Origin of the sequence: Myxococcus sp. AM010, assembly GCF_013372585.1 — a bacterium.
In the GTDB taxonomy this organism is placed as follows: domain Bacteria; phylum Myxococcota; class Myxococcia; order Myxococcales; family Myxococcaceae; genus Myxococcus; species Myxococcus vastator.
The window spans coordinates 1-25,762 of the sequence record NZ_JABXEO010000105.1 but is presented as its reverse complement, the minus strand read 5'-3'; the positions used below and the strand labels follow the sequence as shown (position 1 = coordinate 25,762).

The 25,762-nt window shown below is 69.4% G+C and carries 25 protein-coding genes; 24 read left to right on the top strand and 1 reads right to left on the bottom strand.

The window, feature by feature from the left end; translation table 11 throughout:
* The 24 genes from HV826_RS32230 to HV826_RS32115 form a co-directional block, all read left to right on the top strand.
* Positions 1-887: ABC transporter ATP-binding protein (locus HV826_RS32230; RefSeq protein ID WP_176420893.1), on the top strand; the 887-nt coding region annotated here is incomplete at its 5' end.
* Positions 884-1,936 carry an ABC transporter ATP-binding protein gene (locus HV826_RS32225; protein ID WP_176420892.1) on the top strand — a complete coding sequence of 351 codons (1,053 nt, stop codon included), beginning with the start codon at positions 884-886 and terminating at the stop codon, positions 1,934-1,936. The genes HV826_RS32230 and HV826_RS32225, both read left to right, overlap by 4 nt.
* Positions 1,905-2,312 (top strand): DUF2085 domain-containing protein, encoded by a 408-nt coding sequence (locus HV826_RS32220; RefSeq protein ID WP_176420891.1) that lies wholly within the window; start codon positions 1,905-1,907, stop codon positions 2,310-2,312. Before HV826_RS32225 ends, HV826_RS32220 begins: the two co-directional genes overlap by 32 nt.
* An 82-nt stretch (positions 2,313-2,394) precedes the next feature.
* Positions 2,395-3,027 (top strand): RNA polymerase sigma factor, encoded by a 633-nt coding sequence (locus HV826_RS32215; protein WP_176420890.1) that lies wholly within the window; start codon positions 2,395-2,397, stop codon positions 3,025-3,027.
* On the top strand, positions 3,024-4,397 hold the full coding sequence (locus tag HV826_RS32210; RefSeq protein WP_176420889.1) for a zf-HC2 domain-containing protein: 1,374 nt from the start codon (positions 3,024-3,026) through the stop codon (positions 4,395-4,397). The genes HV826_RS32215 and HV826_RS32210 overlap by 4 nt, the downstream gene beginning before the upstream one ends.
* Positions 4,398-4,494: 97 nt before the next feature.
* Positions 4,495-5,484, top strand: a complete 990-nt coding sequence (locus HV826_RS32205; RefSeq protein WP_176420888.1) for a TadE/TadG family type IV pilus assembly protein — start codon at positions 4,495-4,497, stop codon at positions 5,482-5,484.
* Positions 5,485-5,505: 21 nt separating this feature from the next.
* The gene (locus tag HV826_RS32200) at positions 5,506-7,590 is read left to right on the top strand and encodes a Tad domain-containing protein (RefSeq protein ID WP_176420887.1); all 2,085 of its coding nucleotides are present in this window, start codon (positions 5,506-5,508) and stop codon (positions 7,588-7,590) included.
* An 8-nt stretch (positions 7,591-7,598) separates the two neighbouring features.
* The gene (locus tag HV826_RS32195; RefSeq protein WP_176420886.1) at positions 7,599-8,792 is read left to right on the top strand and encodes a TadE/TadG family type IV pilus assembly protein; all 1,194 of its coding nucleotides are present in this window, start codon (positions 7,599-7,601) and stop codon (positions 8,790-8,792) included.
* Positions 8,758-9,567 carry a hypothetical protein gene (locus HV826_RS32190; protein ID WP_176420885.1) on the top strand — a complete coding sequence of 270 codons (810 nt, stop codon included), beginning with the start codon at positions 8,758-8,760 and terminating at the stop codon, positions 9,565-9,567. The genes HV826_RS32195 and HV826_RS32190 overlap by 35 nt, the downstream gene beginning before the upstream one ends.
* Positions 9,564-10,373 carry a hypothetical protein gene (locus HV826_RS32185; RefSeq protein ID WP_176420884.1) on the top strand — a complete coding sequence of 270 codons (810 nt, stop codon included), beginning with the start codon at positions 9,564-9,566 and terminating at the stop codon, positions 10,371-10,373. Before HV826_RS32190 ends, HV826_RS32185 begins: the two co-directional genes overlap by 4 nt.
* Positions 10,370-10,597: a hypothetical protein gene (locus HV826_RS32180; RefSeq protein ID WP_176420883.1), complete on the top strand. Its 228-nt coding sequence runs from the start codon at positions 10,370-10,372 to the stop codon at positions 10,595-10,597. The genes HV826_RS32185 and HV826_RS32180 overlap by 4 nt, the downstream gene beginning before the upstream one ends.
* Positions 10,597-11,340 (top strand): hypothetical protein, encoded by a 744-nt coding sequence (locus HV826_RS32175; protein WP_217918869.1) that lies wholly within the window; start codon positions 10,597-10,599, stop codon positions 11,338-11,340. Before HV826_RS32180 ends, HV826_RS32175 begins: the two co-directional genes overlap by 1 nt.
* Positions 11,341-11,456: 116 nt before the next feature.
* Positions 11,457-12,200 (top strand): hypothetical protein, encoded by a 744-nt coding sequence (locus HV826_RS32170; protein WP_176420881.1) that lies wholly within the window; start codon positions 11,457-11,459, stop codon positions 12,198-12,200.
* 203 nt (positions 12,201-12,403) lie between these two features.
* Entirely contained in the window at positions 12,404-13,219 is an 816-nt protein-coding gene (gene cpaB, locus HV826_RS32165) for a Flp pilus assembly protein CpaB (protein WP_163786281.1), read from the top strand.
* Positions 13,220-13,260: 41 nt separating this feature from the next.
* Positions 13,261-14,106, top strand: a complete 846-nt coding sequence (locus tag HV826_RS32160) for a type II secretion system F family protein (protein ID WP_011554643.1) — start codon at positions 13,261-13,263, stop codon at positions 14,104-14,106.
* Positions 14,107-14,116: 10 nt separating this feature from the next.
* Positions 14,117-15,007: a type II secretion system F family protein gene (locus HV826_RS32155; RefSeq protein WP_176420880.1), complete on the top strand. Its 891-nt coding sequence runs from the start codon at positions 14,117-14,119 to the stop codon at positions 15,005-15,007.
* Positions 15,008-15,013: 6 nt separating this feature from the next.
* A complete protein-coding gene (locus HV826_RS32150; RefSeq protein WP_176420879.1) occupies positions 15,014-16,468 on the top strand; it encodes an FHA domain-containing protein in 1,455 nt (484 codons plus the stop codon).
* 27 nt (positions 16,469-16,495) lie between these two features.
* A complete protein-coding gene (locus HV826_RS32145) occupies positions 16,496-18,244 on the top strand; it encodes an FHA domain-containing protein (protein WP_176420878.1) in 1,749 nt (582 codons plus the stop codon).
* On the top strand, positions 18,241-19,956 hold the full coding sequence (gene xseA, locus HV826_RS32140; protein ID WP_176420877.1) for an exodeoxyribonuclease VII large subunit: 1,716 nt from the start codon (positions 18,241-18,243) through the stop codon (positions 19,954-19,956). Before HV826_RS32145 ends, xseA begins: the two co-directional genes overlap by 4 nt.
* A 42-nt stretch (positions 19,957-19,998) precedes the next feature.
* Positions 19,999-20,349, top strand: a complete 351-nt coding sequence (xseB, locus tag HV826_RS32135) for an exodeoxyribonuclease VII small subunit (RefSeq protein WP_176420876.1) — start codon at positions 19,999-20,001, stop codon at positions 20,347-20,349.
* A 24-nt stretch (positions 20,350-20,373) separates the two neighbouring features.
* Positions 20,374-20,754 carry a PleD family two-component system response regulator gene (locus HV826_RS32130; protein WP_163787532.1) on the top strand — a complete coding sequence of 127 codons (381 nt, stop codon included), beginning with the start codon at positions 20,374-20,376 and terminating at the stop codon, positions 20,752-20,754.
* Positions 20,755-20,771: 17 nt separating this feature from the next.
* Positions 20,772-21,665 carry a polyprenyl synthetase family protein gene (locus HV826_RS32125; protein ID WP_176420875.1) on the top strand — a complete coding sequence of 298 codons (894 nt, stop codon included), beginning with the start codon at positions 20,772-20,774 and terminating at the stop codon, positions 21,663-21,665.
* Complete coding sequence (locus tag HV826_RS32120) at positions 21,665-23,416, top strand: 1-deoxy-D-xylulose-5-phosphate synthase (RefSeq protein WP_176420874.1); 1,752 nt, start codon at positions 21,665-21,667, stop codon at positions 23,414-23,416. The genes HV826_RS32125 and HV826_RS32120 overlap by 1 nt, the downstream gene beginning before the upstream one ends.
* A complete protein-coding gene (locus HV826_RS32115) occupies positions 23,413-24,153 on the top strand; it encodes a TlyA family RNA methyltransferase (RefSeq protein WP_176420873.1) in 741 nt (246 codons plus the stop codon). Before HV826_RS32120 ends, HV826_RS32115 begins: the two co-directional genes overlap by 4 nt.
* 9 nt (positions 24,154-24,162) lie before the next feature.
* Here the strand turns inward: HV826_RS32115 and HV826_RS32110 are convergent.
* The coding region (locus HV826_RS32110; protein ID WP_176420872.1) for a hypothetical protein at positions 24,163-25,762 on the bottom strand (1,600 nt) is incomplete at its 5' end.

The following is a 25,762-nucleotide window of genomic DNA, read 5'->3' as shown; positions in this document are numbered from 1 at the left end:
CGCTGGGGGTGGTGGGGGAGAGCGGGTGTGGCAAGAGCCTCACGGCGCTATCCCTGCTGCGGCTGGCGCCCGAGCCGCCGGTGCGCGTGGTGGGCGGGGAGGTGCGCTTCCAGGGCCGGGACTTGCTGACGCTGCCGGAGACCGAGCTGCGCCGGGTGCGCGGCCGGCACGCGGCGATGATCTTCCAGGAGCCGATGACGTCGCTCAACCCGGTGTTCACCGTGGGCGAGCAGATTGGGGAGGGCGCCCGGCTGCACCTGGGCGCCTCGCGCGCGCAGGCCCGGGACAAGGCCGTGGAGATGCTGCGGCAGGTGGGCATCCCCGCGCCGGCAGAGCGCGTGGACGCGTATCCCCACCAGCTCTCCGGGGGCATGCGGCAGCGGGTGATGATGGCGATGGCGCTGGCGTGTGACCCGGCCTTGCTCATCGCGGACGAGCCCACCACCGCGCTGGACGTCACCATCCAGGCGCAGATTCTGGACCTGCTCGCGCGGCTCCAGGCCGAGCGGGGCATGGCGGTGCTGCTGATTACGCACGACCTGGGTGTGGTGGCGGAGAGCTGCGACGCGGTGGTGGTGATGTACGCGGGCCGGGTGATGGAGCGCGCCCCGGTGAGCGCGCTGTTCGCCTGGCCCGCGCACCCGTACACCGCGGGCTTGCTGCGCTCGCTTCCGTCCCGGCGCGACGTGGGCGGCGCACCGGCTTCCCGGGCGCGGCTGCGGGCCATTCCCGGCAGGGTGCCGCCGCTGCGGCAGTTGCCCGCCGGCTGTGCGTTCCGGGAGCGCTGTGAACGCGCGCTGGACGTCTGCGCGCACGTGAAGCCCGCGCTGACGTCGCCCAGGGAAGGGCAGTGGACGGCCTGTCACAACCCGGTGCCCGCGCCATGAGCTCCACGCCGCTGCTCCAGGTCCGCGACCTCCAGGTGCACTTCCCGGTGCGCGCCGGTGTGCTCGGCCGGGTGCGCGGCGCGGTGAAGGCCGTGGACGGCGTGGACTTCGACGTCATGCGCGGTGAGACGCTGGGGCTGGTGGGGGAGAGTGGCTGCGGCAAGAGCACCCTGGGACGCGCGGCGCTGCGGCTGGTGGCGCCCACGGCGGGCTCCGTCCGTTTCGACGGGCAGGAGCTCACCGGGCTGTCCCAGCGGCGGCTGCGGCCGCTGCGCCAGCGGATGCAGTTCGTCTTCCAGGACCCGTATGCCTCGCTCAACCCCCGGATGACGGTCCGGGAGATTCTGGAGGAGCCCTTCGCCATCCACGGGCTGGCCCGAGGGCAGGGTGAGCGGGCGCGCGAGGTGGCGGAGTTGGTGGACGCCATGGGGCTGCCGCGCGAGGCCCTGGCGCGCTACCCCCATGAGTTCTCCGGAGGGCAGCGGCAGCGCATTGGCATCGCGCGAGCGTTGGCGCTGCGGCCCGACCTGGTGGTAGCCGATGAGCCCATCAGCGCGCTGGACGTGTCCGTGCAGGCGCAAATCGTCAACCTGCTGGTGGACCTTCAGCAGGCGCGGGGCCTCACCTACGTCTTCATCGCCCACGACCTGAACATCGTCGAGTACGTGTCCACCCGGGTGGCCGTCATGTACCTGGGCCGCATCGTGGAGCTGGCCCCGGCCGCGTCGCTCTACCGACAGCCGCGCCACCCGTACACCCAGGCGCTGCTGTCCGCGGTGCCCGTCGCGGACCCGGGCCACGCCCGGACACGCCTGCTGGTGCCAGGCGAGCCGCCATCGCCCCTGGCGCCGCCCCCCGGTTGCACCTTCCATCCGCGCTGTCCGCATGCCATGGAGCGGTGCCGGCGCGAGTCGCCCCCGTCCTACGCGCTGGGCGGTGGCCACTTCGCCGCGTGTTTCCTGGCGGAGGTCGCCGCGCGCGAGGCCCCGGCCACAGCCCCTTCTGGAGGAAGTCCCGGTGTTCTGGCTCAGCCATCATCATCCGGATGAGTACAACCGCACCTACCTGTTCGGCGGCGCGCGCGTGTGCGCGCGCTGCCTGGGGACCTATCCGGTGCTGCTGGCGGTGCTGGTGGCCCTGTTCGCCGTGCGCGCCCCGCTGCGGTGGGCGCTGGACGTGCCCGTCGTCCTGGCGCTCACCGTTCCCGCGCTGGCGGACTGGGCGGTGGGCCGCTTCCGGCCGGCGTCGGGGAGCAACGCGGTGCGCACCCTGACGGGCGTGTTGCTGGGGGCGGCGCTCGGCCGCTCCCTGTACGTGCACCTGCAGCAGCCACTGCCCGCGGTGCTCCTGGCGCAGGGCGCGCTCGTGACAGCGGTGGCCGTCCCTGTCATTCTCGCCACTTACCAGAGACCGCGCCCGGGATAGACCCTGGCGGCCCGTCGCCCGTTAACTGTGCACGGGTGGCGGAGTGGGCCGGGTGAAGGTGGCTCCAAGGAGCGTTGGGGGAGTGTTGGGACCGGAAACCTCAGACGAGCGGCTGATGCTCGCCTTCCAGGCGGGGGACGCGCGCGCGTTCGAGGCGCTGGTGCGCAAGCACCGGACGCCGGTGTTCAACTTCATCTTCCGCTTCACGGGGCACCGGGCACGGGCGGAGGACGTGCTGCAGGAGACGTGGCTGAAGGTGGTTCGGAGCGCCGGCGACTACACGCCCAAGGCGAAGTTCACGACCTGGCTCTACACGATTGCGAGGAACCTCTGCGTGGACAGCGCGCGCAAAGAGAGCTACCGCCAGGCGTCTTCCCTGGAGGCACCCGCCCCGGGAGCGGAGCGGGACGAGTCGCGCCCCCTGGGGGAGGGCCTGCCGGACGCGGGGGCCAGCCCGGAGCGCGGCGCCTACAACGCTCGGCTGCGTCCCATGTTGGAGCGAGCCCTGGCGACGCTCCCGGACGAGCAGCGTGAGGTCTTCACCCTGCGCGAGTACAGCGGCATCCCCTTCAAGGACATCGCGGAGGTGACGGGAGTGTCCGAGAACACGGTGAAGAGCCGCATGCGCTACGCGCTCGACGGGCTTCGCCGCCGGCTGGCGGAGATGGGCGTCGACGGCGACCTCGCCGAGGACGGAAGGACGGTGGTGGGATGAAGCCGCAGAATCCGCATGCGCAGGAGGACCGGCTGCTCGACTTCGCCTATGGCGAACTGCCGGTGCCCGAGGCCCGCCTCGTCGAAGCCCATTTGGAGGGCTGTTCCCGCTGCACCCAGGCCCTGGACGACATTCGCGGGGTGCGCGCCACCATGTCCCAGCTGTCGGTGGAGCCCGCTCCGGACGCGGGGCTGGAGTCGCTGATGGCCTATGCCCAGCAGGCCGCGCGCCGCGCCGCCGCGGGCCCCGAGCCGAAGCCGTCCCGCTGGCGCCGGTGGTTCTTGCCCGTGGTGGGCCTGGCCTCCGTGAGCACCTTTGGCATCCTGACGCTCCAGGCCCGGTCGCCCGAGCTCACGCGGCCTGACTTGAGCGTGGCGAAGGTCGCGGTCGCGAAGGAAGAGCGGGCGGCCCCGCCGGCCGCTGATGGTTTCTCGCCGGCCGCGGCTGCTCCGGCCCCCGCGGCGGCGCCGATGGTGCCGGCCGAGGCGGAAGCGACGGGGTACGCCGCCCGGGAAGTGACCGCGCCAAAGAGCTCGAAGGGGGCCGAGCGGTCGCGGGAGCAGCGGCGGCTCGCGGAGGACTGGGCCAACGCGGGCAGTGGCGGCGGGCTCGACATGCGGATTCGGCGTGAGAGCGCGAGCAAGGCGAAGCGCGGGCCGCCCGCCGCGGCTCGCGCACCCAAGGCCGACATGCAGGCCGCGCTGGAGCCCGCGCCCATGGCGCTGGACGGCGCGCCGTCGTCGCTGGACGAGGAGTCCGAAGTCGCGAACGAATCGAAGGACCTGCAGACCCCGCCGGTGGATCGGGACGAGGCCTCCGGTGAGCAGGAGCGGCGCGTCGCGGACTCGCAGGCCCCCTGGTCCGTCCCCCCGCGCGACTCGCTGCGCCTGGGGTCCACGTCGCCAGCCGCACGAGGCGCCGCCTACGATGACGAGCTGGACGCGTCGGAATCCAAGGGCGCCCCGGGAGGCGCCGCCGCCCAGGGCAACGCCGCGCTTCAGCGCCCGGCGCCGGCACCGGTCTCCAAGAAAGCCGCGCCCCCCGCCGCGCCTCCACCGCCCCCCATGGAGCGCGCCACCGTCGCGGAGCTGTCGCGCCAGGCGCGGGCGGCGTTCGAAGCGGGGGAGGGGGCCCGGGCAGCCGGGCTGATCCGCGCGGCGCTGGCCGCGGGGGCCACGGGAAAGGAGCGCTGGGCGCTTCTGAACCAGCTGTGTGAGTTCGAGTTCGCCCTGGGTAGGCGGGCCGAAGGACTCGAGGCTTGCAATCGCGTGATACAAGAAGCGCCCGCCTCGGATGCCGCCAGAGCGGCGCGCCGGCGGGTGGAACGCGAGTCATCGGTCAATGAGCTGCCCGCTAAACCCGTGAAATAACGGGGCGTATTTTCTCATCAACTGGGAGGGAAACGTAGGCGCAGGTCTGTCCATTTGACCGATGCGCTTCTGAGACCTGTCCCTGGATAATGGTTTCATGGGACAGGAAGCACAGAAACCGCGGGCGCGAGGGGCGTCTGGCCGGCAGTCGGGTCAGGCCGCGGTGGAAGCGGCGATGATCATGCCGCTCACCGTCTTCATGACGCTGGGGATCATCCAGCTCACGATGATGCAGCACGCGAAGCTGATGACGGAGTACGCCGCCTATCAGGCCGCGCGCGCCGGCATCGTGTGGAACGGCAACAACGAGCGCATGCATGACGCGGCCATCGTGGCGCTGCTTCCCACCATGGGGCGTACCGACGACATCGTCGAGTTGGGGAAGACGTTCGTCCTCCACCAGCTCTACGACTCTGGCATGCGCATGCTGAACTTCGGCGGCGGCCGCGTGCCCCGGACGGTGAACGGGTCCAACCTGTTCGGCATCATCCGGGTGGACACCATCAGCCCCGCGTACTTCACGCCCATCGATTCGATGTGGAAGCTGCGCAGCGGCTACAACTGGCAGGAGCTGGACTTCGACGGCGCGGACTCCTTTCCGGAGGTGCCCTCGCTGGAGAACCACATCCGCAAGTTCTTCAACCTGCCGGAGCCTGACGACGCGGAGCTGGTGTTCCGCAAGTCCACGCGACTGACCATCCGCCTGCGCTACTGGTACCAGCTGCGCGTCCCGTTCGCGAACTCCATCATCTTCTACTCCTGGTTCGCCTCGAACGCGGGCATGGCGCTGCGAGGCGCCATTGACCGCGGCACCGTGGATCCGCGCGCGAACATGATGAACCGGCGTGGCAACCTCAACCCGTTGCTCGCTGGCGCCCGCGGCATCGAGCACGAGATGGGGTACGACTCCGTCTATCCGCTTGAAATGACCGTGCTCTGGATGCTGGCCAACGGCAGCATCCCGCTCGTCTCTGACCTGGCTGGCAAGCGGTACTTCATGCCGCTGACGGCCACGTACAGCATGCGCATGCAGTCCAACTTCCACCGCAAGTGGATCATGCACCTGAACCCCGACTGGGGTTTGTAAGAGGAAGAGGACTCCCGACCCATGTTCACCCGGACCCTCCGACAGAGCTTCCGCCGCCAGGAAGGCCAGGCCTTGGTGCTGGCCGCCTTGATGGTGTTGATCATGTCCATCGCCGTGTTGACCACGGTCAACATCGGTCACACGGTGCATGAACGCATCCGCCTGCAGAACACGGCGGACTCCGCGTCATACTCCATGGCCGCCATGGAGGCGCGCGCGTTCAACTTCTACGCGTACGCCAACCGCACGCAGGTGTCGCACTACGTGTCGGCGATGATGTGGCAGTCGCTGCTGTCACTCATCTATTCCGCCGAGGCGTTCCTCACGGACATCTACGGCTTCATGCGCACGTTGAATCCCTGCGCGGGCAAGACGAACAACCTCTTCTGGAAGATCGCCTGTCCCATCCTTGAAAATGTCATTCCGTACGTGAGCGCGGTCATCAAGGCCATTGGCCGGATCATGACCGCGTACCGGAACTACTTCCTCAGACCCATCCAGCAGGTCATCACGCGACTGAATCCGGACCGGATCATCGGTGAGTGGATCATCCCCGCGCACCGGGTGATGAACGGCGTGATGTACTTCGCGTCGCAGGCGGTGATGATGTCCGCGTCCACGCACGTGACGCAGACCACGCAGACGGTCATCGACGACAACGACAGCAACATCTCCTCGCTGGCCAGCCAGCTGGCGACGGGGCTCTACAGCCAGTGTCTCTTCAGCCAGGCGCACAGCCCGCACGCGGGTGGCAAACCGCTGGCGCCGAACACGTGGAAGAACCCGTTCGGTGCGCTGGACGTGACGAAGAAGGCCGCCAACGACCCCATCGCCCGCGCCAAGCGCTCCATGGGTGGCATCACGAACGCCACGCGCTACGCCTGTGACGCCAACGGTGGCGCGTGCCCCCAGGGCTTCATCACCAGCCGCCGCATGGGTGACCTGCTGCCGCTGCCGGACATGCTCAGCTTCATGCGGGACTTCTTCAACGGCGGCGTCAACATCCCCGGCATCTTCGAGTTCGGCAAGATTGGCCAGACGCGCATGCTCTCCACGGGCTTCCCCAACGCCAACGCGGTCCGCGCCGGCCGCGGCCCCGGTCAGGAAGGCCGCAACTACATCCGCGACTGGAACGACAACCTGAACCCCTGGGGCATGACGGCTCAGGGCGACAACATCGGTTCAGATGACCCGTACTGGCTCAAGTTCGGCCCGCCGGAGATCGACGTGGGCGTGGGCAAGGCGGACAACCCGGTGTCGTGCACCAAGAAAGACGACTACTGGAAGTGCTTCGGCGACAACCGCAAGGGCAAGGGGGACAACAACACCTCCAAGCTTCCGTACAAGCACATGACGAAGACGAGCATCTGGGCGCTCAACGACACCGACAGCGGTCGTCACCGGGGCGGCATGCACTGGCGCGTCAACTACCCGAGCAACCCGGAGCGCTGGTCCGGCCACATGCGGCCGGGTGGGGCCGAGCGTGACGTGGGGCTGCACCGCTCGCGCATCTGCGTGCTGGAGCTCGCGTTCGTGTGCTGGGCCAAGACGGACGTCTTCGCGGCCAACGTGCGGCCGGTGCAGGACGGTCACCACCGCTGGGGCGGCCTGACGCCGTTCATGCACTTCGAGCCCGGCCAGCTCGGCTCGGTGTGCAACCCCACCGCCAACGCCTCCATGAGCGAAGGGGCCAAGCGCCAGGCGGACTTCAACCAGCCCACCGCCTGGGTGGCGCTGAACAAGGACCCGGAGCAGGTCGTGAACCGGGAGAACAAGGACGGCACCGGCACCAACGCGCCCGCGCTGCTCAACGATGAAGGCAAGGTGAAGTTCGCCTTCACGCCGGACACGGACGGTCTGGAGATGCTGAACAACCGGAAGAAGTTCCTGGGCCTGGTCGAAGGCCTCAACGTCATCTCCCGCGGCCAGTCCTACTACCACCGCCCCGGCAACTGGGCGGAGCAGCCCAACTTCTTCAACCCCTACTGGCGCCCGCGTCTGGCGTCCGTGTTCCAGGGCCGGAACTCACTGCCGAAGATTGGTGAGATGATGGATGCGCTGCCCGGACCGCTTCAGGGCATTGCCCCGAAGATCATTACGCACTGAGGACTGCCATGCGTGCCCGTCTCCAATTGCGCTCGCGCTCAAGAGGTGCCGCCACGGTCGAGTTCGCGCTCTCCGTGCCGCTCCTCGTGATGATTCTGATGTTCAGCATGTACCTCACGGAGTTGGTGAGGGCGAAGCTCAAGCTCCAGGAGGCGGCGCGCTACGCCGTCTGGGAGATGACGAGCTATGCGCTCTCCGACTTCGCGAACGGGCAGCACGACAATGCCTTCGAGGACGCCCGCCAGGAGGCCCACGAGGAGTTCGTCGAGCGGTTCAAGGACATGGACTCGGTGGAGCCCAACGGCACCGGCGGCAACTTCATTGCCCGCTACACGGACGTGACGGCGACCATCACCAACAAGGAGATCACCTTCCTGGAGAGCGGGATGCTCGGCAGCCCGAGCACCAGCGAAGGAGGCGGCCTGGCGGGCGCCATCCTCAGCCCCTTGAACAACGGCATGGGATGGGTTTTGAACCAGTGGGGCTTCAACAACCGCGGCTGGGTCGAATCCGAAGTCGAGATGAACTACGAGAACACCATCCTGCCGACGCGGTACCTCGACAAGAGCGGTGGCAACGGCGGCTTCTTCCAAGAGAACATGATGGGCGGACGCGACCTGGGCAGCCTGCGGCTCAAGTCGAAGTACTCCATGTACGCCAACGGTTGGCACATGCCGGACGGTGGTGACGCCATCATCCGTGGCCGCCGCGCCGGTCAGCACACCGGTGGCTCCCTCAGCCAGCCGCACGGCCTCTACCGCCAGGTGGACCGGATGGTGTTCCTGGGCTTCGCCTCCACGTTGGATAGCCTGGGCATCGGCGCCATCCTGGACGTGGTCGCCTCGGTGCTCCCCAACTTCCTGGGGACCTTCGTGGTGTCCCGGAACTACGGCGTGGGCGACTCTCAGAAGGGCGACTGCACCGGCCTTGCCCAGTATGACGCGAAGGCCAGCAGCGGCCTCCACGTCATGCACAAGCGCGGCCTGGAGCTGACCGACCACGAGCGGCCCAACTGCTTCGACACCGCGCCGTTCCGCGACGAGATGACGTACGCGAACAGCAACTACATCAAGGTCTTCAACGCGCGCGGCGAGTTCTACATGGGGTGCAAGCGGGCCATGGCGGATGACCCGACCGACCCGGATGCCCGCCCGGAGTCCACGCAGAATGACGAGCAAGACCAAAAGATTCCCTGCGAGTAGGGCGGGGGCCGTCCGGACGGCGCTCCTGTGCGTGGTGCTGGCCTCCGTGCCAGCCGCCGCGGAGCAGGAGCTGCCCGTCTATCCGGGCACCATCCACACGCGCATCGGCAATGACCTGGTCATTGGCGGGGAGTACTACCGCCTCGCGTACTTCACGACGCCGGACTCCATGGAGAAGGTGGCGGCCTACTTCGCCCGGAAGTGGCAGGAAGAGGGCTACCCCACCGTGGTGGAGGGGGACATGCAGGACGAGGGCGTGGTGTCGGCGCTGTATACCCGCGAGGGGCTCCAGCGCGGCGTCGTGCTGCGCAAGCACCTGGGCAAGACGGTGGGCTTCACGGCGCTGCGGGACTTGTGGGTGCGCCCGCCCAAGAAGCCGGCGCCTGGCCTGGTGACGCTGGAAGGCGCGCTCTACAGCCAGGACCTGGCCACGCGGGATGACCCGGGTGGCTCGCAGAGCCGCACCACGCTGGTGACCGGAGAGCTGACGAAGGTGCAACAGCAGGTGAACGCGGAGCTGGAGCGCCGCGGCTACGCGCCCGTGCGGCAGTCCGCGCTCAAGATGGGCGGCGGCACGCAGCTGACCATGGAGCACGCCCGCAAGGGTGAGCAGGTGGTGACGACGATGTCTCCCGCGGAGGAGGGCGTCACCGCGGTGGTCCAGATGTGGATTGGCTCGGACCGCCCGGACGCGGTGCCCAACGACGCCGCCGTGCGCCAGAGCCGCGAGGCCTACGAGAAGGACCAGGCCCAGAAGAAGGAAGGCGCGAAGTGAGGACCCTGCTCGTGGTGGCCGCATTGGTGCTGGCGTTGCCGGTCCGCGTGGAGGCGAATCCCGCGCGGGAGCTGGTGCAGCACATGTCCCGCGGCGCCCGTCCGGCCCGGCTGGGCGACTGGGTGACGTACCGCTTCAACGGCGGCGGTGTGCGCGTCTATTACTGGCGCCTGGCGGTGGTGGGGGAGGAGAAGGACAAGGAGGGCCGGGACGCGGTGTGGGTGGAGATGGAGGCCGGAACCCATCCGGCCATGAAGTCGCCGCTCGCGCAGATGCGCATGCTGGTGGCCCGGGAGGGCGACGAGATTCGCTATGACGCCATCTCCCGCCTCTACATCGGCACGGGCTTCGGCAAGCCCCAGGAGTACTCGGACGAGGCGCTCCAGCACGTGCTCAAGCAGGAGGAGGCGGACGCGAAGAAGGCTCAGGCCGCGCCGCCGGAGAAGCAAGCGCCGCTGCCCAATGGCGTGAAGCCCACGACGCGCTCGGGAAAGGAGTCCCGGTTGATGACGCTGGCAGGCACCGTGGCGGCCGTCCCCGTCGAGGTCGTCATGAAGAACACCGTCATCAAGCGGATGTGGCTCAGCCGTGAGATTCCGCTGCTGAACCTGGCCAAGATTGAGATTCCCGGCATCGGTCACGCCATGGAAGTGGCGGAGTACGGAATCGACGCCAAACCCCGCATGCGCATCCCCGCTCCAGACGCACCGAAGATAAAGCTGGAGTACGCGGATGCTATACTCGATGACCTGCCCGGCGACGCGGACGACGGGCACGGACACGACACCTCTGAGGACACGCCGTGAACCACCCGAAGACGCTGCGTTCCCGCGCCCGTAACCGTCGCGGCCAGGCCATGCTGGAGTACTCGCTCCTGAACTGGATTCTCGTCGTCGCGCTCATCGTCGGCGCGTCGGTGAAGGTCCGCTGGACGGAGGACCGGCAGTCCAATGTCATCGACCTGTTCATGGAGGCGTACCAGATTTATTACGACTCCTTCTACTTCGTGCTGAACCTGCCGTTCCCGTGATGGTCGGCAGTGAGGTGGGGCAGCCGTCCCCGCTGGGGCTGCGGCTGGTGCACGCCGTCCTGTTCATCGCCTTCGCCGTGGGCGTGGGCGTGGCGTCCGTGCCCGAGTGGACGCACCTGACGCGGGCCTTGAGTCAGCCCTTCCACGCGGGCTCGGCGCCGCGCTGGCTGGTGCTGGCCGGTTCACTGCTGGCGGTGGTGGGCACGGCGCGCCTGGGCTGGGCGCTGATGCGGGGCCGGTCCGCGCCGCTGTGGGCCTCCGGTGTCATCCTCCTGGGCGTCATGGGCACGCTGGCCGGCGGTCGCCCGGAAGGGCTGGAGCAGTCCCGCTCCGACGTGGCGGCCAACCTGGAGCTGCTCCGCGTGGCCCGGCGCGTCCACCTGCTGATGGTGCACGAGCTCCAGTCACATGGAGAGGCGCCTCAGTCGCAGGACGCGTGGCGCACCGCGCTCCAGCAATCCGGCGCCAGCGAGGTCCGGGTGTACACGCGCGCCTTCCTCCCCGTCTACCCACAGGTCGCGTGGCTGCCCTCCGAGAGCGCGGTGCCGGAGCCGCTCGTCCCGGGGCAGCTCGCGGTGCACGTGACGTCGGATGGCGTGGGCTTCTCGGTGCGGCTGGTGGGGCTTCACCAGGGCCAGCCGGCGCTCCTCAAGGACGACCAGGGGGCGACGCTGGTGCTTCGAGGTCTGTACAACCCGGACCTTCCTCCGCCCGCGCAGCCCGCGTTTCCGCCCACTCCCTGACACCTCGCGCGCTCAGGAAGGTTGCGGGTGCCGTGAGACTCAGCCAGTCTCGCCAGACCTCATGACGCGGCGGCCCCGGCCGGTGGGACGTCCTGGAATGGGGGAAGGAGCGCGCAATGGCGCAGGCGGCATGGAAGTGGATGGTTGTCGCGGCGGCGGTCGGAGCAGGGGTCCTGGCATGCGACGGCGATGACGACGGTGGCGGCGACAATCCGCCACCGCCGCCCACCGGGTTCGACGCGGGCGTGGATGTCTTCCGCCCGGGCCTGGGCGAGGACGAAGGCGCGCCGCAGGGCACGCCGTTCTCCCTCCCTGAAGGCGTCAGCTTCGCCGGCACCCTTCGCGGCGCCGCCGAGGTCACCGGCGAGTGCGAGAACGCCAGCGTGGAGTCACAGGGCTCGGGCGCCACTGTCCGCGTCTGCGTGCCCCTGCGCAACGACACGGGCGCGCCCGTGGAGGTGGTGTTCCCTCCAGGGCTCGTCGTCGTGTCCACCTCCGAGGGCCGCGGCCAGAACGGGCTGCTCATCGAGCGCACCGTCCTCACCGTGCCTCCCACCCCTCCGGGCCCGGGGGGGCGGGACGATGCCGGTACCTCGGACGGCGGGGTGGAGGAGAACGCCTATATCGTTCCCCTCTATATGTACTGCCTGAACGAGGAGCGGGACCCCTCCAACCCCTTCATCACCTACGCGGTCGGCCCCGTCACGTCGGATGACGCGCTGCAGGAGCTGCTGGGGCTCCTCCAGGGGAAGCGCATTGACAGCGCCGACGACGTGGGCGTGGTGCAGTACGCCATCTACAGCATCACCGAGGGCCGCGGCCTGACGACACCGGACCGCGACGCCATCGACGACCTCTGACGCGGTACGACGTCACGTCCCGGATTGCGCGCGATACGGAGCTGTCGCGAGAGGTGGTTTTGACACCCGGTGTATCGCACGGCTAACATCACGCGCCATCCGCTGATTGCACTACACTGTATTCCAACACCCGCTCTGGACTCCACTTCGGACTCCACCGTCGCCGCCGAACGGCTCCCCCCCGTTCTGGAGGTTTTTGAACCATGCTGAAGGGCAAGACTCCGCTCGTCGTCGCGCTTGTGCTGGGCCTGCTGGCCGGCGTCATCGCGTATTCCGCCATCAAGAAGAAGGAGGCGGATGTCCGCCGCGGATGGAACCTGGTCCCAGTCGTCGTGGCGGCCCAGGACGTCCCTGAAGGTACGGTCATCACCTTTGAGATGATCTCCCAGCGCTCGGTTCCCGAGCAGTTCGTGACGTCGTCCGTGGTGCGCCCGGACTCCGCTTCCTACATCGTGAACCAGAAGGTGCTGGTGGCGCTGCAGGCGGGTGATCCGCTGCTGTGGAGTCAGTTCGAGACGACCAAGGCCGCCGAGCGGCTGTCGTCGAAGGTGCAGAAGAAGGCGCGCGCCCTCACCATCGAGGCGAAGCACACCACGTCGGTGGGCGGCTGGATTCGCCCCAATGACCACGTGGACGTGATTGGCACCTTCCGCGATCCGCAGACGGACGAAAACGTCGCCGTGACGCTGCTGCAGAACGTCATCGTCGTCGCCACGGGCAAGATCACCGGTACGACGAACGTGAACCTCATCCCGGAGAACCAGCGCGAGTACAACAACATCTCGCTGATGGTGCTGCCGGAAGAGGCGGAAATCATGGTGCTCGCGGTGGAGCTCGGCCAGCTGACGCTCAGCCTCCGCAACGAGGACGACGTGGACCTCATCGAGGAGCGTGGCCGCGCCACCATCAGCACGCTGCTGTCGGGTGAGCGCACCCGCGTGCTGGAGCAGAAGCGCCGCGAAATCATCCAGATCATCAAGGGCGGTGCCGAGCGGGCCGCGGGCGCTGGCGCGCCGTGATGGCGTGCGTCGTCCACCCTCGCTCTTAGGGAAGCGCGCACATGCTTGCTGGAATCGTCCTCCTCCTCGTCACCGGCTCGGTCTTCTTCTTCAGCCTGGTGATCTTCAGCGTCCTGTCGAAGGCGTATGAGCAGTACCAGGAACGCTACGTCGCCAAGTCGATGAACGACTTGAGCGACATGTTCCTCTTCATCGATCCACGCCAGATGTTGATCCTCAACATCGCGTGCATGTGCTTGTTGGGGATTCTGACGTACATCATCTTCAACCCCATCATGGCGGTGGTGGCCACGGTGTTCGGCTTCTTCCTGCCGATGCTGATGGTCAAGCACTACCGGAAGCGGCGCATCAAGAAGTTCAACGTGCAGCTGGTGGACGCACTGCAGGCCATGGCCAACGCCTTCAAGGCCGGCCTCACGTTCCCCCAGGCCATCGAGCACGTGGCGCGCGAGGCGATGCCGCCGCTGTCGCAGGAGTTCGGGCTCTTCGTGAAGGAAGTGAAGCTGGGTGTTCCGCTGGAGGAGGCGCTCATCAACATGGGCCGCCGCGTGGGCAGTGACGACCTGGAGCTGGTCGTCGTGTCCACGAACATCGCCCGTCAGCTCGGCGGCAACATGGCCGAGATGTTCGAGACGATCTCCACGGTCATCCGCGAGCGCTTCCGTCTGGAAGGCAAGATCGACGCGCTCACCTCGCAGGGCAAGCTGCAGGGGTGGATCGTCGCGGCGATGCCCGGTGTGCTCGGCATGGTGCTCAACTACATGCGGCCCGACCTGATGGAGCCGATGATGGACCACATCTTCGGTTGGATCCTCGTGATCATCATCGCCATCATGGAAGTGATGGGCATCCTCATCATCCGGCGCATCGTCAACATCGATATTTGAGAGGTGCACCGTGGACGATGTCCTGACGCCAATGTTGATCGGCAGCTCGGCGCTCCTCTTCGCGGGCGCCGTGGGCTTCCTGGGCCTGGGGCTGTACCAGACGCTGCTGGAGCGCTTCCTGTCGGAGGTCCGTGACGAGTCCACGGGCGGCATGAAGGGCTTCGGCTCGGTGGCCATCCGCCGCCTGGGCGCGATGAACCGCCGCTTCATGTGGCCCGGCTACGAGGCCAAGGCGCGCCGCAACCTCATCAAGGCGGGCGAGCCGCAGGCGTACAAGCCCGAGGACATCATGGCGCTGCAGGAAGTCAGCGCGGTGGTGGGCCTCATCATGGGCCTCATCCTGCTCAACGGCTTCGGCGTGAGCATGGTGTGGGCGCCGCTGTTCCTGCTCTTCGGCATGTACTACCCGCTGATGTGGCTGAACGACCAGGTGAAGAAGCGCCACCTGCTCATCAGCCGCGCGCTGCCCTACAGCCTGGACCTGCTGACGCTGTCAGTGGAAGCCGGCCTGGACTTCACCGCGGCGCTGGCCAAGGTGGTGGAGAAGGGCAAGCCGGGGCCGCTGCGCGAGGAGCTGCAGCTGGTGCTCAAGCAGCTGAAGATGGGCAAGACGCGTGAAGAGGGCCTCAAGAGCATGATTCTTCGCGTGGACCTGCCGCCGCTGACCACCTTCGTCACCGCGCTCATCCAGGCGGACAAGATGGGGACCAGCCTGGGCAAGGTGCTGCGCATCCAGTCCACGCAGATGCGCATCGACCGTACCCAGCGCGCGGAGAAGCTGGCCGGCGAGGCGCCGGTGAAGATGCTCTTCCCGCTCATCGCGTGCATCTTCCCCACGGTGTTCATGGTGCTGTTCGGGCCCATCGTGTTCCAGTTCATGTTCGGAAACGTCGCGGGGTAGCGCCCCGTGCCCATCCTCCTGACCATCACCCAGGGGCTCCAGCAGGGACGGGAGCTCACCTTCGAGGCGGCCGAGGTCAACATCGGCCGCACCTCGGAGAACGACCTGGTGCTGCACGACCACGGCGTGTCGCGCAGGCACGCGCGCATCGTGCTCCGCGGCGACAAGTACTTCGTCGCGGACATGGGCAGCTCGAATGGCACCGTGCTCAACGGGGGGCTGCTGTCGGGAGAGCAGCAGCTGCGGGATGGGGACAAGATTGGCGTGGGCCCCGTCGAGTTCACCTTCGTCTGGGTGCCGCCGGAAGGGGACGAGGACGCCACGCGGCCCATCCGCCGGGGCGACCCGCTCCCCGTGGTCGACCCGGACGCCACCCGTCCCATCCGCCTCAACGACCCGATTCCCGCCCAGAGCGGCATCGTGCTGCCGGAAGGCTATCCCACCGCGCAGCAGCCCGCGGTGGTGCCGGTGCGTCCGGGCACCGCCGCCGTGGCGAAGGCCGAGTCCGGCGCGGGGCAGACGGCGGCGGAGCGCGCGCGCCGTCGCCGGGAGCTCGAGGGTACTCCGGCGGGCAGGCTGCTCCTGTGGTGGGGACAGCTGTCGATGCCGGCGCGGCTGGGCGTGGGCGCGGCCGGAGGCAGCCTGGTGCTGGCGCTGGTGGGCGTGCTGGCCGTCTTCTTCATGCCCAGGAGCGAAGGCCGGGCGTCCGGCGTGGAGCCGGAGGACCTGGGCTTCGAGGTGATTTCAGACTCGTTCGGGGTGGGCGAGGGCGTGACGTGGGAGAACCCGGACCACAAGTCGTTCGCCTTCCAGTTCGTCACCCCGACGCGGGCGGTGGCGGTGGTCCACTACATGGCCAGTGGCATCTCCAAGGAGGAGGTGTCGCTGGTCGTCAACGGCGTGGACGTGGGCTGGGTGCCGCCGGACGTGAATGCGGTGACGGAGCGCGGGCTGGAGCAGATTCTCCCGCCTTCGGCGCTGAAGCGGGGCGAGCTCAACTCCGTCGTCTTCGACAATGTCCGCAACCCGCCGGGGCGGGACACCTGGCGCGTGTGGAACCTGCGCCTGGAAATCATCCCGGTGCCGGAGCTGCCGCAAGACGAGCTGCTGGCCAAGGCGCGTCAGTACGTCGCCGCGGGCGCCCGCTTCTATGCATCGCGCGACGTCGGCGCGGAGAACCTCTTCAAGGCGTGGCAGCAGTACCGCTTCGCCTGGGTGACGCTGGAGGCGCTGGACACCAAGCCGGACATCTATCAGGACGTGCGTTTCCAGCTCGGCCAGGTAGCAACCGAGCTGGACCACAAGTGCAGCCAGCTGATGCTCGATTTCCAACGCAGCGTACAATACCGGAATGCGCGGACGGCTCGGGCCGCGTTGCAGGAAATGGGTCGACGCTTCCCTACGGCCGAGCATCGCTGCCACAATCTAGGTTTGCAGTTGGCTTACGAGCACGAGCTGTAGGCGCGTGCTCACTTCGACAGGAAGTCGGTGATTCGCATGTCCAACGGTTCCCCTCCGGCACGCCGCCGGCCCCCCTCTGGGGCGCCCTCGGGTGGGACCGGGTCCCGTCCCGCCGTGCGCAGGACGTCCGCCCGGCCCGCGCCCGCCCCCGTCTCCGCCGCGGCCCGGCTCATTTGCATCGCTGGTCCCAAGGATGGTGAGGAGTTTGCCCTGTCCGAGGAGGAGTACGTCATCGGTCGAGCGACCGATAACGCCATCTGCATCCCGGACACCTCCGTGTCCCGCAAGCACGTCATGGTGCGGAAGTCGGGAGCGGGTTGGGCGGTCAGCGACCTGGGCTCCGGCAACGGGACGCTCGTCAACGGCGACGTCGTCAGCGACGAGACGCCGCTGGCCAACGGTGATGTCATCACGTTGGGCGACACGGAGCTGCGCTTCGAGGACGTGGCCAACTCCACGTTGATGGTCGGCGCGCCGGCCCCCGGTCCGCGGCCCCGTCCGGCGGCCTCTGGCAGCCGCGGCGCGGTGCCGCCCCGTCCGGGGCCTCGCGTTGAAGGTGGCCGCGTGCGCAGCTCGCGCGCGACGGCGGCCTCGGCGCCCACCCCCGAGGAGCTGAAGAAGAAGAAGCTCATCAAGCTGGGCGCCGTGGGCGCGGTGCTGGTGCTGTTCGCGGGCCTGGGCGTGGTGCGGATGAACGTCCAGAAGCAGCAGGCGGTCGCCGCGGAGGAGGCCCGTCAGGGCAAGAACCACCGGGAGCGGCTGGGCAGCCTGTTCCAGGACGCCAAGAACCTGGTGCGCGAGGGCAAGTGGGTCGAGGCGAAGGCGAAGCTGGAGGAGCTCCAGACCGAGGCCCCGGAATACCCGGGCGTGGCGGACTACCTCGGGCACGCCGCGCGCGAGATTCCCGTCCAGGAGAAGCTGACGGCGGCCAAGGAGGCCTTGTCGAAGAAGGAGCTGGGCAAGGCCGGCACGTTGCTGGCCGGCGCCGGAGAGAGCCAGTTCCTCTACGAGCAGGTGAACGAGACGAAGCGCGCGCTGTCGGAGTCCGCGGACATGCGCACGCGCGAGGCGCGCAAGCTGCTGGATGAGAATCAGCTCGACATGGCCAAGGCCATCACCGACGACATCCTGGTGGCCTTCCCTGAGCACCGCGACGCCAAGCTCATCAACGAGCAGGCGGCGCAGGCCATCATCGTCCGAGACACGCCCAAGCCCGTCATCCAGGGACCGGCCCCCAAGCCGTGGGAGCCCGCCGTCGACCGCTTCCGCGACGGCGACATGTCCGGCGCCGTGGCCATCCTCAATGCGTGCATGGCGCGCAACGCGCAGTGCAAGAAGCTGCTCGGGCAGATGACGGAGTTCGGCAACCTGTACAAGCGGCTGGAGGACCTGGACGCCCGGGGCCTGTCGAAGCTGATGTCGCTGGACAAGGGCATCACCGGCGGCCGTCCCAGCAAGATGGCGCGCAACGCGGGTACGCGGGCGGCCACCATCTTCTACAAGGGCGCCACCGCGGCGAAGGCGGCGGGGCAGTGGAGCCGCGCCATGGACTACTCGCGCAAGGCGCTGCAGGCGGACCCCGGACACGCGGGCGCCACCAACATCATCAGTGAGCTGAGGGCGAAGGCGAAGGACGTCTACCTCCATGCCTACTCCCTGAAGGACGGGAGCCCCGATGAGGCCCTGCCCAAGTTCAAGGACGTGGTGGCGATGACGCCGCCCGACGACGAGTACCACGAGAAGGCGAAGACCTGGGTCGAGAAGCTGTCGCGATGACCCGGCGCAAGGTGGGAGGCGGCACGCCGCCGCCAGTGGGCCAGCAGGGTGACCTGTTCGGCAGTGGCGCCTCCACCCCTCGTGCGGCTGGCGCGGCGCGGAAGGCCGCGGCGACGCCGAAGCCTCCACCGCCTCCGGTGGACGCGGACGGCACCTCGCTGCTGGGGCCCATGGAAGGCGCGCCGCCTCCGCCGCCCAAGCCCGAGCGCGTGGTGCTGTCGGTGGGCGAGCTGACCCGCCAGCTCAAGCAGACGCTGGAGTCGCGCTTCGCCCGCGTCATCGTGCGCGGCGAGGTGACGGGCTTCCGTGGGCCCAACGCGCGGGGGCACTGGTACTTCTCGCTGAAGGACTCGGGCGCGGCCATTGACGCGAAGGTGTGGGCCTCCATGGCGGCCCGCCTGCGCTTCGCGCTGCGCGACGGCATGGAGGTGATTGCCGAAGGCAGCGTGGACCTGTACGAGCCGCAGGGCCGCTACAGCCTCATCGTCCAGCGGCTGGAGCCGGTGGGTGAGGGCGCGCTGGCGCTGGCCTTCGAGCAGCTCAAGGAGCGGCTGGCCCAGGAGGGGCTCATTGGTCCCGGGCGCGTGCGGCCCCCCAGGCCGTTGCCCTACCTGCCTCGGCGGATTGGCGTGGTGACGAGCCGCACCGGCGCGGCGCTGCAGGACTTCCTGCGCGTGCTGCATTCGCGCAACCCCCGGCAGAGCGTCCTGGTGGCGGACGCGCGTGTGCAGGGCGAAGGCTCCGCCGTGGAGGTGGCTCGCGCCATCGAGCGGCTGGCGCGCACGGACGTGGACGTCATCGTGGTGACGCGCGGTGGTGGCTCGGTGGAGGACCTCTGGACCTTCAACGAGGAGCGGGTGGCCCGCGCCATCTTCGCCTCGCCGGTGCCAGTGGTGTCCGCCATTGGTCACGAAATCGACTTCACCATTTCCGACTTCGTGGCGGACCTGCGCGCGCCCACGCCCAGCGCCGCGGCGGAGCGCCTGGCGCCGGTGCTGGCCGACCTGGAGCTGACGCTCGCCACGCAGGCGGGCCGTCTGCGGCGCGCCATGGAGCGCCGGGTGCTGGAGCTGCGCGAGGAGCAGGGCCAGCTCGCGTCGCGGCTGGAGGACCCCCGGCGGGCCATCAACCACCAGCGGCTGCACCTGTCCGAGCAGGTGGAGTCGATGATGCGCGTGCTGCGGCCGGCCGTGCGCGGGCACCGTGAGGCGCTGCGGTCGCTGACCGAAAGGCTGCAGCGGGCGCGTCCCCAGGCGCGCCTGGGTGAGCAGCGGGCGCACCTCCTGAAGCTCGCCATGCGGCTGTCGGAGGCGGTGCGGGCAGGTGTGGCGACGCGGCACGGCGCGCTGGCGACGGCACGGCTCGGGCTCGAGCGGGCGTCACCCGTGGCCCAGGTGTCTCGCGAGCGTGCCCGGCTGGCCGCGCACCGGGCGCGGCTGCTGGCGCTCCAGCAGGCGACCCTGGCGGATGCCCAGAAGCGTTTCCAGCGTCTGGAGGGACGTCTGGACGCCATGAGTCCGTTGAAGGTGATGTCGCGCGGCTATTCGGTGGTGTTCCGACAGCGCGATGGCGCGGTGGTCCGCACGGGCGCGGATGTCCAGGTGGGAGAGCGCCTGGGGCTGAAGCTCGCGTCGAACGGGGCGAAGTCGCTCGGGGGATGTGAAGAAATCGAAGCCACCGTCACGGCGGTGAAAGGGCCGGTGGACTGCTGACGGGCCACCCTCTAGAGTCCCGCGCCCCACGTGGGGAGGTGGATGGAAGTGGCGAAGTCGGACAAGGCGCCCAAGGCGGACAAGGTGGCGGAGGCCGAGGTCCCCGAGCAGTACGGGGATGTGGTCTCCCGGCTCGAGGAGACGGTGGGCCGACTGGAGAGCGGCAGTCTCTCCCTGGAGGACTCGCTCAAGGCCTTCGAGGAAGGCATCCGGCTGGTGCGCCGGGGTGAGAAGCTGCTCACCGAGGCGGAGCAGCGCATCGAGCAGCTCCTGCTGGATGAGGACGGAAACGACGTGGTGGCGCCCCTGTCGGTCGCCGCGCGTCCGGCGGCGCCCGCGGCCCCTCGGGCCCCCGCTCCCCGTCCGCCTCCGGAGGATGACGTCCCGTTCTAGGTGCTCGGGCGCGTCCACTCCGGCATGTCGAAGCCGAAAATCACCATTGTCGATGATGACCGCGACACGCGGGAGCTGCTGGCGGCGGCCCTGGAGGACGAGGGCTTTGCCGTCACCATGGCGGCCAACGGCCTGCGGCTCATCGCGTCGTTCCAACTGCACCGGCCGCACGCCATCCTCCTGGACGTGAACATGTCCTGGATTGACGGCTTCGAGCTGTGCCGGGCGGTGAAGAAGAACGAGCAGTTCCGGGACATCCCCGTCATCTTCATCAGTGGCCGTGGGGAGCCCGAGGACAAGCGGCACGGCATGGAAGTGGGCGCCGCGGACTACTTCGTCAAGCCGCTGGACATGGACAAGCTCGTCAGCCGCATCCGCGAGCTCGTGCCCGCGCAGATTCCATAAGAGGAGCACGGACGCTCGTGGCAACGTTTCAACTGAACTCCTTCCTGGCCACCCAGCAGGCGCGCGTCGAGGCCCTGCTGAGCGAGCGCGTGGAGCGGCTGGGGCCCGCCGGGGCGCCGCCGAAGCTCGTGGAGGCCATGCGCTACTCCCTGCTGGCCGGCGGCAAGCGCCTGCGCCCGGTGCTCTGCCTGTCCTTCGCGGACCTCGTGGCGCGCGAAAGCACCGTGTCGGCGGTGGCGGGCGACGCGGCGTGCGCGCTGGAGTACGTGCACACGTATTCGCTGGTGCATGACGACCTGCCGGCGATGGACAACGACGACTATCGCCGGGGCCGGCTCACCAACCACAAGGTGTACGGCGAGTCCCTGGCCATCCTGTCGGGGGACGCGCTGTTGACGGAGGCCTTCACCCTGGTGGCCAGCGGACCCGAGCGCATGCGCGCCGCGCTGTGCCGGGAGCTGGCGGTGGCCTCGGGCGCGGCGGGCATGGTGGGCGGGCAGGTGCTGGACACCGCCGAGGACCGGCCGTCCGCGCTGGACTACCTCATCCGGATGCACCGCATGAAGACGGGCGCCCTCATCCGGGCCGCGTGTCGCATGGGCGTGCTGGCCAGCGGTGGTGACGCGGACGCGCTGGCGCGCGCCGACACCTACGGTGACGCGGTGGGGTTGGCCTTCCAGATTGCCGATGACGTGCTGGACGTGACGGCCACGGCGGCGGAGCTGGGCAAGCCCGCGGGCGCGGACGCCGCGGCCGGGCGCTTCACCTTCCCGGCGGTGGTGGGCCTGGAGGCGTCGCGGAAGCTGGCGGACCAGAAGGTGGCCGAGGCCATCGCGGCCGTGCGCCCCCTGGAGGGTGAGGACGGGCCGCTGGCGGCGCTTGCGCGCTACACGGTGGAGCGGAAGTCCTGATGTCGGAGTGGCTGTCACGCATCGGCTCGCCCTCGGACGTCCGCGCACTTCCCGAGGAGGCGCTCCCGGGCCTGTGCCAGGAGCTGCGCGAGGACATCATCTCCATCTGCGGCAGTGTGGGGGGCCACCTGGGGGCCTCCCTGGGCGCGGTGGAGCTCATCGTCGCGTTGCACCGCGTGTTCCATTCGCCCCAAGACGCGCTGCTGTTCGACGTGGGGCACCAGGCCTACGCGCACAAGCTCCTCACGGGGCGTCGTGAGCGCATGCACACGCTGCGGCACGCGGACGGCATCGCGCCGTTCCTGGACCCGCGCGAGAGTCCTCACGACGCGCTGCTGGCGGGGCACTCGTGCACGGCGGTGTCCGCGGCGCTGGGCGTGTTGGAGGGCCGGCGGCAGCAGGGGCGCCGGGGCCACGTGGTGGCGGTGCTGGGCGACGGCGGCCTCACGGGGGGCCTCACGTTCGAGGGACTCAACAACGCGGGAGGCAGCCACCTGCCGTTGGTCGTCGTCCTCAACGACAACCAGATGTCCATCAGCGCCAACGTGGGGGCCATCCCCGCGCTGCTGCGCACCCGCGAGGCGCGCGACTTCTTTGAAGGCCTGGGCTTCACCTACCTGGGCCCGGTGGATGGGCATGACCTGCCCGCGCTGATTCGCGCGCTGCGCGAGGCCCGTGCCTCGTCGCGGCCCGTGGTGGTGCATGCGCTGACGCTGAAGGGGAAGGGCTTCCCGCCGGCGGAGGCCGACACGCAGACGCGCGGGCATGCCATGGGGCCGTATGAGTGGCGCGACGGCAAGCTGGTGCGCTCGCGCGGCGGCCAGCGGACCTTCAGCGAGGCCTTCGCGGCGGTGCTGGAGGCCGCCATGGCCCGGGACGCACGCGTGGTGGCGGTGACGCCCGCGATGCTGGAGGGCTCGGCGCTCAACGCGCTCAAGGCGCGCTTCCCGGACCGCGTGCACGACGTGGGCATCGCGGAGCAGCACGCCGTCACCTTCAGCGCGGGGCTGGCCGCGGCCGGCGCGCGGCCGGTGTGCTGCATCTATTCGACGTTCCTCCAGCGCGCGTACGACCAGGTCATCCACGACGTGTGCCTGCCAGGCCTGCCCGTCGTCTTCGCCGTGGACCGCGCGGGGCTGGTGGGCGCGGACGGGGCGACGCACCAGGGCACCTACGACGTGGCGTCCTTGCGCCCGCTGCCGGACCTGCACCTGTGGTCGCCCATGGTGGGGGAGGACCTGGCGCCGATGCTGGACACCGCCCTGGCGGCGCCGCGCGCCTCCGTCATCCGCTTCCCACGTGGCACGCTGCCGCCCCTGCCGGAAGGATTGGGCGCGGAGGCGGTGCCGCTGCGGGGGGCTCGCTGGCTGCTTCGCGCGGAGCAGCCCCGGCTGACGCTGGTGACGTTGGGCCCCCTGGGCATCGCCGCGCTGGAGGCCGCGCGGGGCGAGCCCGGCTGGAGCGTGCTGGACGCGCGCTGCGCTTCGCCTCTGGATGAAACCGCCTTGCTGGAGGCCGGCCGGTCCGGTCATGTCGTGGTGGCCGAGGAGGGCACCACGCGCGGTGGGCTGGGCAGCGCGGTGCTGGAGCTCTTCGCGGCGCACGGGCTGATGGCCCGCGTCCGGCTGATGGGCATGCCCGATGCGTTCGTTCCCCATGGGGACGCGCGGGTTCAGCGCGCGGACCTGGGGCTGGACGCGGCGGGCCTGCGGCGCGCGGGCCAGGCGCTTCTGGAAGGGGGCGGACGGTGAAGCCTCGCAAGGAGCGGGTGGACGTGCTGGTGGTGGAGCGCGGGCTGGCCGAGTCGCGCACCAAGGCCCAGGCGCTCATCCTGGCCGGGCAGGTCGTGGTGGACGACCAGCGCGTGGACAAGCCCGGGACGCTGATTCCGCAGGAGGCGGAGCTGCGCCTCAAGGGCGCGGTGCTGCCCTATGTGTCGCGGGGCGGCTTGAAGCTGAAGGGCGCCATCGACCGCTTCGGGCTGGACGTTCGGGGCAAGGTGGCCGCGGACATCGGTGCCAGCACCGGCGGCTTCACGGACTGCCTGCTCCAGCACGGCGCCACGCGCGTCCATGCGATTGACGTGGGCTATGGGCAGCTCCACGAGAAGCTGCGCACGGACCCGCGGGTGCGCTCGCGCGAGCGCGTCAACGCGCGCTACCTCACGGACGAGGACCTGCCGGAGAAGGTCGGCGTGGTCGTCATCGACGTGAGCTTCATCTCCCTCACGCAGGTGCTGCCGTCGGTGCTGACGTACCTGGAGCCGGGCGGTCTGTTGGTGGCGCTGGTGAAGCCCCAGTTCGAAGTGGGGCCGGACCGGGTGGGGAAGGGCGGCGTGGTGCGGGATGTCGCCGCCCGGCAGGGCGCCATCGACACCGTGACGGCGTTCGTCCGCGAGCAGGGCCTGGAGGTGCTCGGGTTGATGGACTCCACGGTGCCCGGGCCCGCTGGCAACGTGGAGGCGCTCCTCGTCGCCAGCAGGCCCTGAGTCCGCGCGCTACGGCCTGTAGCGGCGGTAGTCGGACAGGGGCAGCGTCTGCACCACGTCGAAGCCGGTGCGGATCCACAGCCGGCCTTCCGGGTCGATCGCGCCGCCCAGGCTGCCGACCACCTGGTGACGGAACAGCTCGCGGGCCTCGCCGCCGGACGTCTGGTCCACGGCGACGATTTCGTTGGGCAGCGTCGGCGCGCCATCCAGTCCGCGGGCCGGCGCGTTGAGCAGGAAGAGTTCCGGCGAGTTCGGCCGGCGCAGCACCTGGAGCACGTTCAGCGCGCCGTTCGCGTCGATGGAGCGGTTGTCCCGGTTGCGAATCTGCCCCGACGCGTCGAGGAACCACACGCGCTGCTGGCCCACCGCGACGAGGCGCGAGGCGCCTGGGTGGTAGAGGATGTGCGCCAGCGGCACCGGGAGCGCGGGGCTGGTCCACTGGAGCCGAGCGCCCTCGCACTCGTCCTGGTTCGCGGCGCACGCGATGACCTGCGACTGCTCCGAGCCGAGCTGGAGGCCCAGGAAGAGCGTATTGCCGGTGTCATTGAAGGCGCCCAGGGGGAGGCGCTCGTTGCGCGCGAAGGTCCGCAGCTTGTACGCGACCCGGGCCGTGCCACCCGCGCCCTGCTCGCCCGTCTCGCCCGCGTACAGCTCGGTGACGGTGACGTCCGTGCGCGAAGCATCCGGGCCCGTGCCCAGGGACGCGATGAGAATCATCCCGTCCGCGCGAACCAGGGGCGGGGCGATGACGCTCTCCAGCGTCGTGGGGGCGTAGAGCCACTTGACCTCGGCCACGCTCTCCGACGTGCCGTTGGGGTTGTGGGACAGGCGGCGCACCTCGTCGATGCGGTTGACGATGATGGCGTCACCGCCCGGCAGCACGGTGAGCTGCGTGGGACCGATGTCCGTCGTCGTGCGCGCGGTGATGCGCAGGTCGGCGTCCACGGCGAAGGCGCCCACGTTCGGGGTCCACACCCAGCGCTTGCCGCTGATGGGGTTGCGCTCGGTGATGACCGTCTCGGGGGTGCAGGCGATGGGCATCCCGACGGTGCCCGTCACGTTGCCGCTGAGGTCCACGCGGTACAGCGTGGAAATCTCCGTCGGCGGGACGCCGCAGCCCACGAACGTGGGGTTCGCGCTGGTGCCGTCGATGACGAAGTGGTCGGTGACGACCTGGCCGGCGTTCTGCGGCTCCACGATACGCCGCTGCACCGGGAAGTAGGAGACAGGCGCGGGCTGCGAGCGATTCGTGCGCCCGTCCGAGCACGTGGCCACCGCGTTCAACGACAGGTTCGCGGCCAGGCCCGCGGTGACGTAGGGGATGTCGTTGCGCTCCAGCGTCAGCGTCATCGTACCGCCGCTGTGCGGGAAGGTCCGGAGCAGGGTCTCCCGGTCATTGACGTTGAGCGTCGAGCCGCCCTCGCAGCCAGACACCGTGACGATGACCTGGAGCTTGTCGTCGGAGATGATGCCCGCGGGCACCGTCAGGGCGACCTGAGGGGGATCCGGCGTGGGAGGGGGCGGTTCACTGCCGCCACAGGCGGCGGCCAGGCTGCCGGCGACGATGAGGGCGGAGCGCCGCGCGCGCCGCGTCAGGGAGGGGTGGGCC